Origin of the sequence: Flavobacterium columnare (assembly GCF_014844295.1) — a bacterium.
GTDB lineage: Bacteria > Bacteroidota > Bacteroidia > Flavobacteriales > Flavobacteriaceae > Flavobacterium > Flavobacterium columnare.
This window is the reverse complement of sequence record NZ_CP054494.1, coordinates 2628412-2644534: the sequence shown is the minus strand read 5'-3', so window position 1 is coordinate 2644534 and position 16123 is coordinate 2628412. Positions and strand designations below refer to the sequence as shown.

21 protein-coding genes are annotated in these 16123 nt (G+C 30.8%); all 21 read right to left on the bottom strand.

Annotated features, from left to right (window positions below):
* Positions 1-6: 6 nt before the first annotated feature.
* Positions 7-465, bottom strand: a complete 459-nt coding sequence (msrB, locus tag HUE53_RS11535; RefSeq protein WP_192188510.1) for a peptide-methionine (R)-S-oxide reductase MsrB — start codon at positions 463-465, stop codon at positions 7-9.
* A gap of 282 nt (positions 466-747) precedes the next feature.
* On the bottom strand, positions 748-1086 hold the full coding sequence (locus HUE53_RS11530) for a DUF4280 domain-containing protein (protein WP_065213507.1): 339 nt from the start codon (positions 1084-1086) through the stop codon (positions 748-750).
* Between the two features lie 128 nt (positions 1087-1214).
* Entirely contained in the window at positions 1215-2072 is an 858-nt protein-coding gene (locus tag HUE53_RS11525) for a hypothetical protein (protein ID WP_077225170.1), read from the bottom strand.
* A gap of 1 nt (position 2073) precedes the next feature.
* Positions 2074-2379, bottom strand: a complete 306-nt coding sequence (locus HUE53_RS11520; protein WP_065213505.1) for a zinc metalloprotease — start codon at positions 2377-2379, stop codon at positions 2074-2076.
* 74 nt (positions 2380-2453) lie between these two features.
* Positions 2454-3101 carry a hypothetical protein gene (locus tag HUE53_RS11515; protein ID WP_077225168.1) on the bottom strand — a complete coding sequence of 216 codons (648 nt, stop codon included), beginning with the start codon at positions 3099-3101 and terminating at the stop codon, positions 2454-2456.
* Complete coding sequence (locus HUE53_RS11510; RefSeq protein WP_097609543.1) at positions 3098-4645, bottom strand: hypothetical protein; 1548 nt, start codon at positions 4643-4645, stop codon at positions 3098-3100. Before HUE53_RS11510 ends, HUE53_RS11515 begins: the two co-directional genes overlap by 4 nt.
* Positions 4646-4647: 2 nt before the next feature.
* Positions 4648-5373 (bottom strand): phage baseplate assembly protein V, encoded by a 726-nt coding sequence (locus tag HUE53_RS11505; RefSeq protein WP_225556145.1) that lies wholly within the window; start codon positions 5371-5373, stop codon positions 4648-4650.
* 18 nt (positions 5374-5391) lie between these two features.
* Positions 5392-6009: a hypothetical protein gene (locus HUE53_RS11500; RefSeq protein WP_138425104.1), complete on the bottom strand. Its 618-nt coding sequence runs from the start codon at positions 6007-6009 to the stop codon at positions 5392-5394.
* Complete coding sequence (locus HUE53_RS11495; protein WP_065213501.1) at positions 5966-6919, bottom strand: hypothetical protein; 954 nt, start codon at positions 6917-6919, stop codon at positions 5966-5968. Before HUE53_RS11495 ends, HUE53_RS11500 begins: the two co-directional genes overlap by 44 nt.
* A 2-nt stretch (positions 6920-6921) precedes the next feature.
* Positions 6922-7314: a hypothetical protein gene (locus tag HUE53_RS11490; protein WP_060383334.1), complete on the bottom strand. Its 393-nt coding sequence runs from the start codon at positions 7312-7314 to the stop codon at positions 6922-6924.
* 2 nt (positions 7315-7316) lie between these two features.
* Positions 7317-7988: a phage baseplate assembly protein V gene (locus HUE53_RS11485; RefSeq protein WP_065213499.1), complete on the bottom strand. Its 672-nt coding sequence runs from the start codon at positions 7986-7988 to the stop codon at positions 7317-7319.
* 115 nt (positions 7989-8103) lie between these two features.
* On the bottom strand, positions 8104-8274 hold the full coding sequence (locus HUE53_RS11480; RefSeq protein ID WP_155761355.1) for a hypothetical protein: 171 nt from the start codon (positions 8272-8274) through the stop codon (positions 8104-8106).
* Positions 8264-9337 carry a DUF2931 family protein gene (locus HUE53_RS11475; protein ID WP_075348581.1) on the bottom strand — a complete coding sequence of 358 codons (1074 nt, stop codon included), beginning with the start codon at positions 9335-9337 and terminating at the stop codon, positions 8264-8266. The genes HUE53_RS11480 and HUE53_RS11475 overlap by 11 nt, the downstream gene beginning before the upstream one ends.
* 235 nt (positions 9338-9572) lie before the next feature.
* Positions 9573-10172, bottom strand: a complete 600-nt coding sequence (locus tag HUE53_RS11470) for a hypothetical protein (RefSeq protein ID WP_123906709.1) — start codon at positions 10170-10172, stop codon at positions 9573-9575.
* A 127-nt stretch (positions 10173-10299) separates the two neighbouring features.
* Positions 10300-10785 carry a hypothetical protein gene (locus tag HUE53_RS11465; RefSeq protein WP_065213496.1) on the bottom strand — a complete coding sequence of 162 codons (486 nt, stop codon included), beginning with the start codon at positions 10783-10785 and terminating at the stop codon, positions 10300-10302.
* Positions 10786-11028: 243 nt separating this feature from the next.
* Positions 11029-11667, bottom strand: coding sequence for a hypothetical protein (locus HUE53_RS11460; RefSeq protein ID WP_123907317.1), 639 nt, complete (start codon positions 11665-11667; stop codon positions 11029-11031).
* 2 nt (positions 11668-11669) lie between these two features.
* Entirely contained in the window at positions 11670-12689 is a 1020-nt protein-coding gene (locus HUE53_RS11455) for a zinc metalloprotease (RefSeq protein ID WP_192188509.1), read from the bottom strand.
* Positions 12690-12742: 53 nt separating this feature from the next.
* Positions 12743-13057 carry a hypothetical protein gene (locus tag HUE53_RS11450; RefSeq protein WP_192188508.1) on the bottom strand — a complete coding sequence of 105 codons (315 nt, stop codon included), beginning with the start codon at positions 13055-13057 and terminating at the stop codon, positions 12743-12745.
* Positions 13058-13059: 2 nt separating this feature from the next.
* Complete coding sequence (locus tag HUE53_RS11445; protein WP_225556144.1) at positions 13060-13929, bottom strand: phage baseplate assembly protein V; 870 nt, start codon at positions 13927-13929, stop codon at positions 13060-13062.
* A 79-nt stretch (positions 13930-14008) separates the two neighbouring features.
* The gene (locus HUE53_RS11440; protein WP_192188507.1) at positions 14009-14239 is read right to left on the bottom strand and encodes a hypothetical protein; all 231 of its coding nucleotides are present in this window, start codon (positions 14237-14239) and stop codon (positions 14009-14011) included.
* Positions 14240-14605: 366 nt separating this feature from the next.
* The gene (locus HUE53_RS11435) at positions 14606-16123 is read right to left on the bottom strand and encodes a hypothetical protein (protein ID WP_077225163.1); all 1518 of its coding nucleotides are present in this window, start codon (positions 16121-16123) and stop codon (positions 14606-14608) included.

Below are 16123 nucleotides of genomic sequence, written 5' to 3'. Positions count from 1 at the left end.
ATTCCTTTATTTTTGATCTTTATATAATGATGTCGAGTTTACGCAATAACGTAATCCATTGGGTTCTGGTCCATCAGGAAAAACATGCCCTAAATGACTATCGCATATATTGCACATTACCTCTACCCTAATCATTCCATAAGAACTATCTTTTATGTATTGAGTAGTGTTTTCTTTAATTGGTTGTGTAAAACTGGGCCATCCTGTTCCAGAATCAAATTTTTCTCTGGAATCAAAAAGAGGTGTATTGCAACAAACACAATTGTATACTCCTGGTTTGTATTGGGTACAATGTTCGCCCGAAAAACGAGCCTCAGTACCTTTTTTTCTCGTAATATAAAATTGTTCTTGGGTTAATACCTCCTTCCATTCATCATCTGTTTTTTCAATTCTTCTGTCTGGAGTTACGTTTCCTTTAGTAGCAAATCTAATTACGTCTGCCCAATTTAATTTTTTGTTTTTCATAACTCTTTCTTTTTATTTTGTTATACAAAGTTACAATTAAGTAACTTTAGAAGAGTTGTTCATTTTTCCTTAAAATTTGCAAATACTTCCCTTTTGTTTTAAACTAATTTCTTATATGTTTGAAAAACGTAAAACAGCTCATTAAAATAATGGTCCGCCCCATATTAGGCATTAGAAATTTATTACAGGTAAAATGACTTTGAATCTAAAAAGCAATTCGTTTTTTGTCTTCATTGGAACAAAACTACAGCTGTCGTGAAAATTTTTCTTATCTTTCTGTCTTCATGTTATTTCATGTTGCTCTCCATGTCCTTTATTTTCTACAGAAATTTTTCCTCCAATAGAACATTGACAAGTACTTTCTTCTGTAAGAATTTTATAATTATTAATACTGTCTTTTTCTGTGGTATTCTCCCATTTTTTGATGGCAGAAGTACATCTACTTTTAGTAATAGCACAAACCCCAAAACTGGGAATATTAGTTTCAGGCTGTTTGTCTTCTTCTGTGGCAATGAGTTTTCCGTCTACTCTACTAAAAGTCTGACTAGTTACTTTTAATGAACTTGGTTTTGTTCCTTTGTTGCAAACTAGAAGTCCATTTTCCGTGAGTTTTTGTGGCATGATCTACCGTTTTTATTTGAACAGGTTATTCCAAAAACCTTTTTTCTTTTGGGGGCATGCTTATCTCCTTTTTCTAAATCGTCTGCAATAAAAGAATTTTTCTTAATGGTGTCTTCCCTTTTCGTAACTTAGTCTTTGGGGGTATAGGCTCTACCTGTTTTTCTACAATATTCTTCGTATTGCTTTTCTTCAAATTCTTCCCATTCGGATTGTGTATAGGATTTGCCTTGGTGAATTTTATAAACCTCTGATCCCTTTTTTTCTTTTTCTCCTTTTTGAAGAAATTTTGTTTTTGAGTGGGGAATTTTATCTCCGTTGGGTAAATTTAAACTCCTTGATTCTTCATACAAAATTTTTCCGCTACTCCCATCTATATATACCACTTTTATTGGTGGTAATATCTTATCTCTTGGTTCTATATCTGGATTACCATAAGTAAAAGATACAAGATACAGATGTTTCAATGTTGAAGGATCGTAACTTCTACTTACTCTATATTGTAGCTCTTCTTTATTAGGATTAGGCTTTACCATTAAATCTACATCATATTCTTCTTTAATTAATTTGCATAAATCTTCTGCTTTAAAAGGGTAATTTTTATCATTATCTGTTTCTTTTATAAGCTTACCGTTTTCGTCGTATTCTTTATCAATTCCTACAGAAAAACCATAAAAATTACTTCCGTTAATACGTAACGATAAATTTTTATGATAAATTTTTATTGTTTCATAGGGTGAATTTAGTTGCTCTATTTCTTCTCTATATCCTTCGTTACTTATAATAATCCTTACCCATATATTTTCTTTTATATATCTTTTATCAGTTGTAAAACTATTTTCCTTGTCAAGTTCCCAATTTTTATATTTTTCTTCGCTAAAATATTCCATAGAATCTTTTTTAATATTTTTGTTTATTTCTTCTCTTTTTTGACTTTTACAACCAATTGTATTAAATATCAGTATTACAAACAATATACTTTTTCTCATCTTACTGTACATTAGATTTTACAATTTTCCATTGCCAATGCCAAGTAGTTACTTTTGTATTGGCTGGAAATCCTGCCGAAGCACTTGCATACGACATAATATTTGTCGTTTTGTATTTATTATAAACAAATTTCTGATTTTTATTGGTTATGGTTCCATCTTTATGAGTATGAAATAATCCTAATCCGTGAAGGCCTTCGTGATTTAGTGTATAATCATTTCTGATTTTAAATAAACATACATTTTTTTTGCCTATATCTTGCACCTGACCTAATGTTCCTGAATAGCCACCTGGAAATACGACCATATCATAAGGCAATTCTGCAAAGCAAAAAAATAAAATAATTTGCGTATCTACTATTAACTGTTAGGGCAAGTAGTTTAATTTTTTTTAGAATTTAAGTATTGATCAAGTAAGCTTCCTTGCTTGCCTTCTATAAATCTTTCTCCAACGTAAATAGTTTCTCCTGTTGTACCGTTTATAATATAACAAGTGAATTTTAACGTGTTAGTTTTATGATTAGTCCAAATTTCGTATAAAGGTGTATTTAAATGCTTTTTTTCTTCATACCTGTTCATAGAATGAATTTGTTTCACGTTATAAATATCAACATCGTACTGAGTTTTCATTTTTTTTTCTAAATCTTCTATCGAAAATTTATAAGGTAAATCTAAATTAGTTTCTTTAATTAGTTTTCCTGTTTCATCATATTCTTTAATAGAATTAATAGGGAAATTATAAAAGTCATTTCCTTCAGCAACAAGATTTAATTTATCATTATACACAAATGTTTGGGTAGATGGTTTATTCTGCTTTTTTATTTTCAATATATAACCATTATTATTCGGAAAATATTGGATCATATCTCCATTCTTTTGAATTTGCATCCCAGTTATGTCATCAGTTGGCAAATCTATATATTGATTTACATCAAATTTTTTCATATTATTAATTTCTGTGTTTGATTTTATTTGGCTCCTACAAGATATAAAGATAAAAATACTTGTAATTAATATTATACTTCTCATTTTGCATTTTTTTTAATAATTTCCCATTGCCATTTCCATGTTGTTTTTCTTAATACTCCATTATAGCTCATAATGTTATCTGTACCATGAAGAGAATCTGTATGTGCATGTTTGTATGCAAATTTTTGATTTGGATTGGTAATTACACCATCTTTATGCGCATGGAATAGACCTAATCCGTGTAAACCTTCGTGACTTAATGTTAAATCATTTCTACCTTTAAATAAAACTAAATTTTTAATCCCAATTTCTTGAATTTGTCCAGCTGCATTATCATAAACATCATCAGCAATCACAAATACTGTAAAATAATCCTTGTATTTGCTATTCCCCGGTAATGCTAAAAATTTGGTACGCATATCTTTAAAAAAATGAGGAACTTTATCAGTGGCACCACTTCTATAATCCTCATTATATTTACCTCCTAAGTCAAATTTACCACCTCTACTATAATCAATATCAGTTGTTAAATCAAATGTCAATATATTTCCAGATGTATCTTTATCTTCTATTTTTGGAAAAATTAAAGATTGGTATAATGAATTTCGAAAACTTTTTTTCTCCGAATCTGTAAAAATTCCTAACTTAATATTTGTTAAACCTCCTAATAAATTAGTTCTTACTTGCACAAACACAAACTTTTGTTCTTTAATATTTTTCACTGCATTTTGTCCTGTTGTATTCTTATTAGGTAATACAATAATCTCGCCAGCCAATTTACGGGCAAAAATTTGTTCGGCTGCGGGTTTTGCAAGTGTACCTTTAGGGTAAACAAAAACTTTTATTTCTTGTTTTGTTGTAAATCCCTCAATACATTTTATTTTTATGGTATCGGCAGTAGCTTCACGTTTTGCTCCAAGTGCTTTGTCGCTGATTAATACAGGATTTGCATCGCTTCCATCTTTACCATTTATTTCAAAATAGCGTTTGTCAAAAACTATTCTTATTTGGTCAGGCTCGTCTGTTCCGCCTACTTCTACTAGTGTGCGGAGTTCTGCTTCAAAAGGAGGTTTTGGCATACCCGTAGGGACTGTTGCTGCGTCACTATACGGTTTGGGGAATAGGTTTAGGTAAGGAACAAAATAATCTTTTGTAAACGGTGCAGTTGCTGGTCTAGGAATTATATCAATAGGTATTTTATTGTATTCTTTTTGTAGTGCCTTAAAGCCTTCGTCTTTAGATTCGTATTCAGTGTTTACGTCTCTATGTGGAGCTCTGCCATTAGGGGCTTCATAACCATTTTCTAAACAATCGTAGTACTTAGCTTCTGTTGTTAAACCATTATCATCTTCACGCAACCAGTCAAAACCAAATTGTCCGGTATAACTGCCGTCTTGTTTTGTTCTAAACTCAACAATACATTCGGTGGTTATTTTGCTAACTGTAGGAGCAGTTTCTGGATTTCCGTGCGTAATTCCTTGTCTTGCGGTTATATTAACACTTCCTTCTAAAGAAGTTAAAGTAATAGGTCCTTTAGAATAAATGTTATATTCACCTCCAACAATTTCTGTAATTTTCCCTCCAACAATTCTAGTTCTACTCATAATTAATATTGCTTAGATTTATTAGCTGAATTTATTTGAACTTCTTCGCCTGAATGTTTATTTAAATTTTTTGTACTTGTTATATCCATTCCTTTACCTGAGCTGACGGAGGTCTTGCCTTTTTTAGTCTCACTATGCACATCTCCTTGAATAACTTCCGTCAACTTACCTGTTACTATCGTCATCATATCCATTGCAACTGTAGTATTTTTCATGGCTCCAATGGTTTCGTTTTTGTTGATTCCTGCACTTTCGGAGATATTCATACCAACAGTTGTGCTCATGTTTTTGCCTACATTAATAATCATATCTTCGCCTGCGGTAATGATCATGTTTTTTGGTGCATTCACACTAATATTCCCCTGTCCGTCCATCGTCCAAGTGTTGCCGCTAGGATCCTCTATAAAAACAGAACCTTGGGCATCGTTTAGAATAATTTTAGTTCCAGATCGGGTATGAATGGCTTTTACATCATTGCCGCTAGTATGGTACCCACTGGTTTCGCTTCCGTTATAATGAGTGCCTAGTACAAAAGGTTTTTCTGCATTGCCGCTTTCAAAACCTACAAGGACTTCTTCGCCTATTTCGGGGATAAAATGAAATCCTTTGCCCGAGCCTGCGTGCGAATTAGTCACACATAAATATGAGGTTGTTTTCCAAACGTTCCCAAGATTTACTCTTCCTAGTCTTTGGATTCTTAACGAGTCTAGCGGATAGTAGTGTATCAAACAAGGATTAATGTTTACTTACTGCAAATAAAAATTAAAATATTTGAAAAGGTTATTAGTTTTAAACTCATTTATATCCAATTCAAAACTCTCTTCTCTTAAAAAATTATCTTTAGAATAACCTTTTTCGTTAAGTGCTATATATATTAGATTGTTATTTTTTTTAAAAAGTAAAATTAAATATACATCATGTAAGTTGTTTTTACATGTTACTGATTCTATTGTGAATATACCTTGACTTTTATCTCTGTAATAATTAAATAATATATCGGAAACATAGTTCTTTTGTTCTTGAGTTAGCAACTGTTTTTTTAAATAATTTTTTTCATCCGAAAAATAGTCATCCGTTACGTCCTCTTGATGTTTTGGTATTGCAATAAAAATAGAATCATATTGTTTAAAAGGAAATAGATTCAACCTAATGTTTGCTGGAATATTAAACATTTTAAAAGTTTTTGTGCTTTTAAAGTTTGTAGGAAATTTAAATTTATCATTCTTTTTAAATAGTATTTTATTATGCAATTTTTTATATTCCTTTTTACAATATTTTGATTGAATTGAATTTAAGTTTTGACTAAAAACATAGCTTATATTAATCGTTAATAAGCTTATTATGATAATTTTTTTTAATTTCATTTTTCCAATTTTTATATTCAATTTCATTACTGTTTTTTAAAAACCAATTTTTAACTTTTTTTGAATAATACAGTATTACATATATATAATCTTGACCTTTTGTATAAAAATTTCTCTCTATTAGTTTATAAGGAGTTTTACCAGTGCCTTTTAAAACCAAATCTTTATTTGTAATAACAACTTTTTTTTCTGCTGTATCAAAATATTTCCAACCCAGTTTGTTATCCCATGAGTCTGTTAACGGTATATTTAATATTGAACCAACACCTGAAACATCGATACCTTGATATTTGTATGTAATTGAATACCCAATAGTAGTTAAATTAGTATTTCCAAAAATTTTTATTTTTTTTTCTGTTAAATTGCCTAATGCTTTCAGAGTTTCATCAGTATCGGCCTCATCACAGGCGATTGAGAAATAATTCCCATTATCTGAAATAGATGAAATCATTTTTTTTAAATATAAATATCCTATAAAATATTTCCTTTCAATACCATTTTTATAAAGAAATTTAGAACGTTCATGCATAATATCTGCGACTATTTCAATATCTAAAGATTTTTCATCATTTGATAATGCATCAAATACATTAGGAATATATTCGCAAATCATCTTCTCGTTTAGTTTGATTTTTTCTATATCATTAGTAATTATTGATGAATACAAACCACCATGATGAATCAAAGCAATATTATTAATTTCTTCAAATTCATTTAATATATTTTTTAAATCACTAATATGATTCAAGCGTCTAATTTCCCAATTAAATTGTATTGTGTCTGAAAATTGAGTATATGATAGATTTTCAAAACAAATTAAAATGTTTGTTTTAAGTTTTACATTTAATTCTTTATTTTGAAATTTCTTACTGTCTTCAATTTGTGAAAAATAAAATTTGATTTTACCCATATTTATATCAAATTTAAATAGATATTTTGAACTAAAACTTCTCCTTTTTCATCAACTTTACCATTTATAAAAATATCATCATTATTAAAAGTATTCTTTATTGAAATTTTAATAATTTCATCTTTTTTATAGTTTCTTGTTTTAACTAAAATGGATACTTTGTCACCAATTTCAATTAATTTTTCATTTGAAGTATTTGGTATCCATTCAGCACTTAATATTTGTTTCATATTTGAGTCTTCCTCAATTTCTAAATCTTTACGATGAACACCCCCTTTTGCATTTAAAAAAACTTTATTTCCTGAAATTAGACTTATATTTTCATTTGAGTTGATATAATAATTTCCACCTATCATTTTAGTGTATTTTCCTCCAATAATTCTTGTTCTACTCATATTTAAAAAATGTTTGTGTTTTCAGAACTAGTTATGAATATTTTTTTATCAGAATTTTTAAAAATAGATTCGTTGCTTAATATAATTATTGGCTTTTCAGATGTTTCTTTACGTTCGTTTTTTGTTTCACTATGCACATCCCCTTGAATGACCTCTACTAATTTACCCGTTATATGAGTCATCATATCCATTCCTATATACGTGTTTTTTACACCTCCTATACTTTCTGTAGATGTACCACTTATGGTATCATTTTCGTTCAATGCTACCAATTTATACAAATTCCCTCCTATGGTTATCGTAACATCATTACCTACCATTATATTGAAGTTTTTAGGGATATTAAGTGTAGCATTGCCTTGTCCATCAAATTGTAAGTAGTTACCATCTGGGGTGCTTTGTTTCCAGCTTCCCTCAGCATCGTTTGCAAGGGTTTCTATACCGCTACGGGTATGAATGGCTTTTACATCATTGCCGCTAGTATGGTACCCACTGGTTTCGCTTCCGTTATAATGAGTGCCTAGTACAAAAGGTTTTTCCGCATTGCCGCTTTCAAAACCTACAAGAACTTCTTCGCCTATTTCGGGGATAAAATGAAATCCTTTGCCCGACTCTGCGTGCGGAGTCAGAATCCTAATCCAGTTACTCCTAGTGCTTCTTTTATCGTATTGCAACTTATAGTAAGCAAAAGTAATAGTACCATTGCTTGTTGTATTAATTTATCCATTTTGTATTTCTCGTTTGCGTTACCAAAAACTATTTGCGATATACCATAATTATCCGCTTCTATCAGTTTAATGAAATAATAGTAGGAGCTTTAGGATACGCTATAATATCAATAGTACGGTTTGGGTATTGATCTAGCAGTGCATATTTTTCAAAAGGATAGACTATTCCTTTTTTGCTGGTAATAGTTATATAACCACCCGCTCGTAGTGTTATACGCTGTTTATTTTTCATTTTCTTTATAGGAATCTTTGTATTCGCCAGGTTCATAACTAGGCCATATACGCATGCTATCTACTTCTATTTTTGTGTTGTCAACAAAAAGCTCCATATCAGAATTATCAGCCGCTATTTTTACATGAAAACGATGGGTACTTCCCTCAGGGATGTTTTTAAAATGATTAAAAATAGCCTCTTCGTTTAAAAATACCAATCCTCTATACGTATCTTTATACCCCGTTTCCCAATCTATAATAATTCTATTGGGCAAGGCTCTACTCACGGGAGTAGGTGTGAGTATTTCGGGTCTAAAGTAAGACTTATTTTCACCATTAAAAGACCACCATTCTTTATAAAATAATTTAAATTTTTTGTTTTCAGAGGTAGCATCAAGGGCAATATGGTAACGCTTACGGTAAGTGTCCCATAGGGCACAAGAGGCATTGGGCATAAAATCGCGGGCTTTTACCTGTGCTCTATTCATAGACCAGCTGGCAAACAATCGTTTTTCAAAAGCTTTATCCTCTTCTTTGTTTGTAATTTCTTTTGCCTGAAAACGTCCTACTTCTATTTTTGCTCCAAGATACCCTGCCCATACCACCACCATACCTTGTGGGGCAAAACCAAAGATAAGCGAATTAAACATTCCTGGTTTATAAGGCTCATCAGGATTTAAATCTTCTTGGTACAAAAAAGATTCATCAGGATAATGAATTTCTTTTACGAGTCTTTTCATTTTTTCTACGTCAAATTTCGCCTCTAGCCTATAAAACTTGTCTTCATAGCCTGCATAATATACAATAGTAGCGCCTATAGGAGTGCCGTATTGATCTGTATAACTTTTACCAGAAGCCCCCCATTCACCAGAGGAACCGCCAAAGGGCATGTGGGCTATTTTTCCTTCAAGGGTGTATATTTCGTCTTCTACTAGTTCTATATTATAAATACTTTCATTGCCGTTAATATTAGGCTGACACATCTCGGGTGTCCATTGCGGTGGTGCTTCTTTCTTCATCGTATTGCAACTTATAGTAAACAAAAGTAATAGTACCATTGCTTGTTGTATTAATTTATCCATTTTGTATTTCTCGTTTGCGTTTGTCAAAAGTTTGTGGACCAGGTTCTATCCCTAAGGCATTTGTACGCTCATTAAGCCCAAATGCATCTGCGCGTACAGACCAATGAAAATAATTTTACAACAACAGTCACCCTATAAAGGTATTCTGATAAATATTATTAAAAAGACTTCCAGTTATTTTTGGAAGTCTTTTTATTTATTTTTCCTCTGTTACTTTTCCAGTTTCGCCATCCATTTAAAAAAGTATAGGTAACCAGCCACTTGGTTCGCCAATACTGTTTTCTGGTGGTGTTTTTATAACTTTTCCTTCAACAACTGTGATGTACCACATATTGTTAGACTCACTATAATCTAATTCAAAAACTGGACTTTGATTTCCGTTTTCTCTTCCTTTTCCTGTTTTTAAATCGATATAACCCTTTTTCTCTAAAAATGCTAGACAATCTGTATATTTAATTTTGCCAAATTTTTCGTCTTCATTTACCTTTTTATCTAAAGTACCGTCTTCATTATAATATTCAGAAATACCTATTTTGACATTTTCTCCTATGTAAGTTTCTTTACTATTTAGATTACCATTACCATAAAACCTTTTATAGATTTTTTTAAAAGATGGTTTAGGCTCAAATTCTCTTTGAAAACCTTTTTTATCTTTTATAAAAGCCATTTCAATAATTTCAAACCCATCCTTTTTTAAATATCTATTTTCACCATATTCTGTTTTTTTATACACTTCAAAATTAAATTTTTCAATCATAGTATTTTTAGCCTGTCCCTTACAAGCCACTAAACTCATAAAGAAAGTTAAAAGTAAAATTTTTAAAAATGTCCTCATCGTTATAATATTTTGGAATTTAAAACTTTCCATTGCCAATTATAAACTACTTTTATGCAAATATTACAACACTTATTTTAACAAAAAATAAACTTTTTTTAACCCTTAATTAGGTTATTAATAAATTTTATTCTATATCTAATTTATTAATAGAAATTATTTCTTTATTATTGTTCATTTTAAATTCAAAATATAAGTTTTGAATATTTTTTATTTCACTAAAAAATAAATTTTGAGCATCTTTGCTTGTTGCATCTAAATGTTTTGACGCTGAAGAATAATAAGTAAATTTTTCAGCTAATATATATTCTTTAGAATAATCGGTTACACACTCAATATCATATAGATTTGCGCAATATTCACCCTCTCTATTTTCATCTTCAACTGAAGCAATTCCTATTGATAAATTAGCACAATTAAATTTTAATATATTTTTATTTTCTCTTTTATTCAATTGAATTTTTGTTGCATAAAAAACCGTATCAGGTTTAATTTCGTTTTCACAATTACAATATTTTGATAATCCTAAACTTGATTTTATCTTTCTGTTATCACAAGATAACAAACTAAAAAGAAGCATAATACCTAGTATAATAACTTTAATTCTCTTCATAAGTTGAATTGTGTTTTTTAAAATCTATTCATTTTAATTTTATTTTAGTATTTAATATCTTCCATTGCCAATGATAAATGATTTTCCTTCTAACATAGCCAAATTGTGGTTGATGCGAAAATCCATAATGTTATCTGTTGACCTGTTATATAGATAAATTTTGCAGTAGCAGAAAAGTCCATCAAATGTATGCTGTGAAATATCATTAAAAAGGCTTCCAGTTATTTTTGGAAGCCTAAAAAATTATTTTTCTTCTGTTACTTTTCCAGTTTCGCCATCCATTTTAAAAACTATAGGTAACCAGCCACTTGGTTCGCCAATACTATTGTCAGGTGGTGTTTTTATAACTTTTCCTTCAACAACTGTGATGTACCACATATTGTCAGACTCACTATAATCTAATTCAAAAACAGGACTTTGATTTTCATTTTCTCTTCCTTTACCTGTTTTTAAATCGATATAGCCCTTTTTGTCTAAAAAAGTTAAACAATCACTATATTTAATTTTGCCGAATTTTTCATCTTCATTTACTTTTTTATCTAAAGTACCGTTTTCATCATAGTATTCAGAAATGCCTATTTTGACATTTTCTCCTATGTAAGTTTCTTTACGTTTGAGATTACCATTCGCATAAAATTCTTTGTACATTTTAAGAAATGAAGGCAAGGGTAACATTTCATCTTGTGAACCTCCTTTATTTTCAGTAAATTCCATACCAATTATACAATTTCCATTTTCCTTCGAATATCTTTTCAAACCATATTCCGTCTTTTTATATATCTCAAAATCAAATTTTTCTATCATAGTATTTTTATTTTGTCCTTTACAAGCCACTAAACTTATAAAGAAAGTTAAAAGTAAAGTTTTTAAAAATGTCTTCATTGCTATAAAATTTTGAAATTTAAAAGTTTCCATTGCCAATAGTAAATGATTTTCCTTCTGATATTACCAAATTGTGGCTGATGGGAATAATCCATAATATTATCTGTTTGACCTGCCATATAAGTAAATTTTGCAGCTGCAGAAAGTCCATCAAAGGTGTGTGGTAATTGCATAGCGTGCATTAATTCGTGTGCTAATGTTCCCTCGTTATGCCCGTTGAAATAAACGCCAAAGGTAGTGTTAAAATAAGAAAACCCGTTTAAATAACCTGTATGCACCCCGTTTTTAAAACTATAAAACTTTTCTCCAATAAAAAATACGGTGTAATACCCTTTGTATTTATCGCCAAATTGATCTTTTAATTGATCTTCTAAATAATTCCTAAGTCCAGCATCGGACGAAAGTACATTTTTTGTTACCCCTTTCTTATCGGTTATCGTTTGAGGACAAAATTTATTTTTAAAAGTATTCCATAGTAAGTTTCCTGTACAGTCTAAAAAAGTTGATTCTATCACTAAATTCGGAATTACTAAGGCTTGGTTTAAGCATTTTTTGAAAAAAGCATCTCCTCCTGTAATAGGTAATCCTTTAACAACTTTTCCATTTATATCAGTCTTTACTTTTACAAACACTACATTAATTTTCTTTTGGAATTTAGGAGTATTGGGGTGTATTTTTAAAGCACCACAAATTTCACCATCTGCTTTTACATACAAGGTTTGTGTCGTATCAAAAGCTTTATTGCACGTTATTTTTAAAAAATTCGATTTGGTTTGTTTGCCTTTACTCAAACCGCTTATTTGCTGTACATTTAGTGACAAATGTTTTGTTGCTTCCTTTTCTTTAAATTCAAGTGTTAGTTTTTTAGGTAATTCTTCTATTTCTATTTTTAAATTGAAAGTGGCTGTTTTTCCTTCTAATAATGTGATAATTGGTGTGGGGTATATAAAAGCATTTTTTCCTTTTTTTTGTTTCCAAGGAATGTTAAAAAGGGTATAATCACGTAGTAAACGATCATACATTCGAAGGTCTTTTTTAAAATTGACATTCCAATGATTAGTGTCTTTAAAAACGGTTACATTGTCGCTTTCATAATATTACCAAACCAAGAATCTCCTTTTTTTTTGGTGTCACCAGTTCGAAGCCAGTCAAAACCAAACTCACTGTCATAATTATCGTGCGGTCTAAAATATACTAAACATTTAGGCTTAATCTCGGGGTTTGGGCCTATAGGAGGGCTTTCAGGCTCACCATATTTTATATCTTTTTTGGCGGTTATATTAACACTTCCTTCTAAAGAAGTTAAAGTAATAGGTCCTTCAGAATAAATGTTATATTCACCTCCAACAATTTCTGTAATTTTCCCTCCAACAATTCTAGTTCTACTCATAATTAATATTGCTTAGATTTATTAGCTGAATTTATTTGAACTTCTTCGCCTGAATGTTTATTTAAATTTTTTGTACTTGTTATATCCATTCCTTTATCTGAGCTGACGGAGGTCTTGCCTTTTTTAGTCTCACTATGCACATCTCCTTGAATAACTTCCGTTAACTTACCTGTTACTATCGTCATCATATCCATTGCAACTGTAGTATTTTTCATGGCTCCAATGGTTTCGTTTTTGTTGATTCCTGCGCTTTCGGAGATATTCATACCAACAGTTGTGCTCATGTTTTTGCCTACATTAATAATCATATCTTCGCCTGCGGTAAAGATCATGTTTTTTGGCGCATTCACATTAATATTCCCATGACCGTCCATCGTCCAAGTGTTGCCGCTAGGATCCTCTATAAAAACAGAACCTTGGGCATCGTTTAGAATAATTTTAGTTCCAGATCGGGTATGAATGGCTTTTACATCATTGCCGCTAGTATGGTACCCACTGGTTTCGCTTCCGTTATAATGAGTGCCTAGTACGAAAGGTTTTTCCGCATTGCCGCTTTCAAAACCTACAAGGACTTCTTCGCCTATTTCGGGGATAAAATGAAATCCTTTGCCTGCTCCTGAGTGGGGTTGTATTAGGCGAATCCATGGGGTTTTTTGGTTTTTTCTTTCTTGCCATGGAAATTGTACGCGTACACGCCCCATGCTCATAGGATCGCTGTTGTCTACTACCCGTGCGGTTTGTTCTTCGCAATTAGGATAGGTGTTGTCGTCAAAATAAGGAGGGGTCCATAAATCGGGAATGGCTACGAACTCGTTGTAATAGCTATTGCCATCATGAAAATGTTGAATTTCTATGATGCGATAGGTTTCCATAGGGCGGTCGTTTATATCAACTAGTTTGGTTAGATCGCCTTGTTTGAGTTGGGGTCTTTGCTTTTGCCTTTTACGATCATCAGGTTTTCTCTGAGTTCTTTTTGTTTTCGTACGGCATCTTGTAGCTCTTTATCGGTTCGGTTGTTGATGATAGTCTATTTTTATTGACAGGCAAATCTTTATATTTATCTTTATTAAAGTATTCCATTGTATCTTTTTTTGGATTGTTAGTGTTTTTAGCGTAGGTTATTTGTCCTTTACAATTCATCATTAATAGTGATAAAATTGCATTAATTATCAATTGTTTCATTGCACATTTTTTTAACGATTTTCCATTGCCAGTGTAAGGTGCTTTTTCTATCTTTCCTGTAGCTCATTTAATTAAAAAAAACGGAAATCAATACTTATTTATTAACATAATAAAGAGTATGATTATCATTATTATTATTGTAATTATTGAAATGCTTACTGGAAATAGCCAAACAGAATTTCTTAGATTTGAAACATAAAAATATGCTAAAATCAATATAATTATATTAACCCCTGAAAAAATAATAAATTCAATAAAATCTGATGGAATTTTTGAACTTTGATATTTATGCACATACCAAAGTCTTACAATTGATAATAATTGAAATATAAATATTATAAACGGAATAACTTTATTCATGATTTTTTATTTTTTATAAGCCTCGAGAGATCCTCCCGCAATTTTGTTTTCTTGTCCTTTTTCTATAGGATAAATTTTTTCAAGCAACACATTTTCAAGGACTTTTATTGAAACTTTCAAGTCTTTCCATTCTTCTCGGTGTCGTTTAAAAACTAACAATACAATTTCAGAAGCCACAGTTGCCTTCATAGCCTCCTTTGATTTTCCTTGTTTGTCAGGCTCCCCATGCTTGTGAGAATCTTGTGCATCATAGCCCTGAAATTTAATTATTTCATCTTTACTATTTCTCTGCACATGCGATAATGAATATGAATCTTGTACCATATGCAATATCTTTCCTATTTCAAATAAACCATCATCACCTTTCCTCTTAATGGCTTCAGTAAACCAAATTTTAGCCTGGTTAACAATTAAACTTCTAACTTGTTCATTGGTGTTTTTCCCTTTTGGTGCCATTGAATGCCAAAATTGTTTACTTCCATTGTGACTTTCGTAGGCAAGTGTGCCCTTCTTATCTAAATCTCGCCAAGTTCGATAGTAACAAGTTTCAATATTGTTACTATTACAAGGAACATCTGGCCATGCACATCCTTCATCTAAACGATAGTCATAAACAAATCCTACCTTCTTAGCCGCTGTTTTTGTAATCTCTTCATGGATAGCACCACCACCTCTAATTTTAAAAAACTCTACATTTATTTTTTCACCATTTTTAAGGGTTACCAAGCCATGGTCGTCTAAATCATCTTCAATGAAGATTAGATCTTTTGATTTTTCTTCTCTTGATGGATTATTACTATCCACTTTTCCTTCAAAATCACGAATTTCTCCTTTTGAATTTTTAATCTTGAAAGAAGCATAATTAAAATCCTTATTTAATAAATTATTATATTTTATAAAATCAGCCGCAAAAATTGTTCCTTCATCACCAGACGTTTCTCCACCAATATCATCATAATAATTTCTTAAAAGATCCTCAATGTAATGACCTGTCTCTTCAATCATTACTCTAAATAATAACCAACTCTTTTTTGAATCTTTTTCCGCTTCAAATATTAAATTTTCATTTAAGTAAACTGTTTTTTGATCATAAAAACCTAACTCTGATTCTGAAAGTCCTTTTTTAGCTTTCCAATTTAACTTTGGGACAGATCCATTTTTTAAATTTTCCATCAATTTCTTAATTGAAGAATGTTTAATATCTTTCCCAAAGATCCCTTTTATTCCAGCAACAAATGGTTTTGAGGTTATATAATCAAAAACATCTTTACTGTTTAAATAAGGGGGCTTTAATATTCCTGTGTTTTTAAAATATAAATCAGATTCTATAAATACTACTTGTTCTTGTGACTCAATTTTAAATTCTGGAGGATCTTCAGGCTTCCCATAGCTCACACCTTTTTCATCACCTTTAAAACTTATAGATTTAAGTGAATTTAATACTATATCTTCTTTGGCATACCAAATATCATTTCCTTTTGTTGTCTCTATAATTTTTCCGCCAACATTTCTTATCCTAGTCAT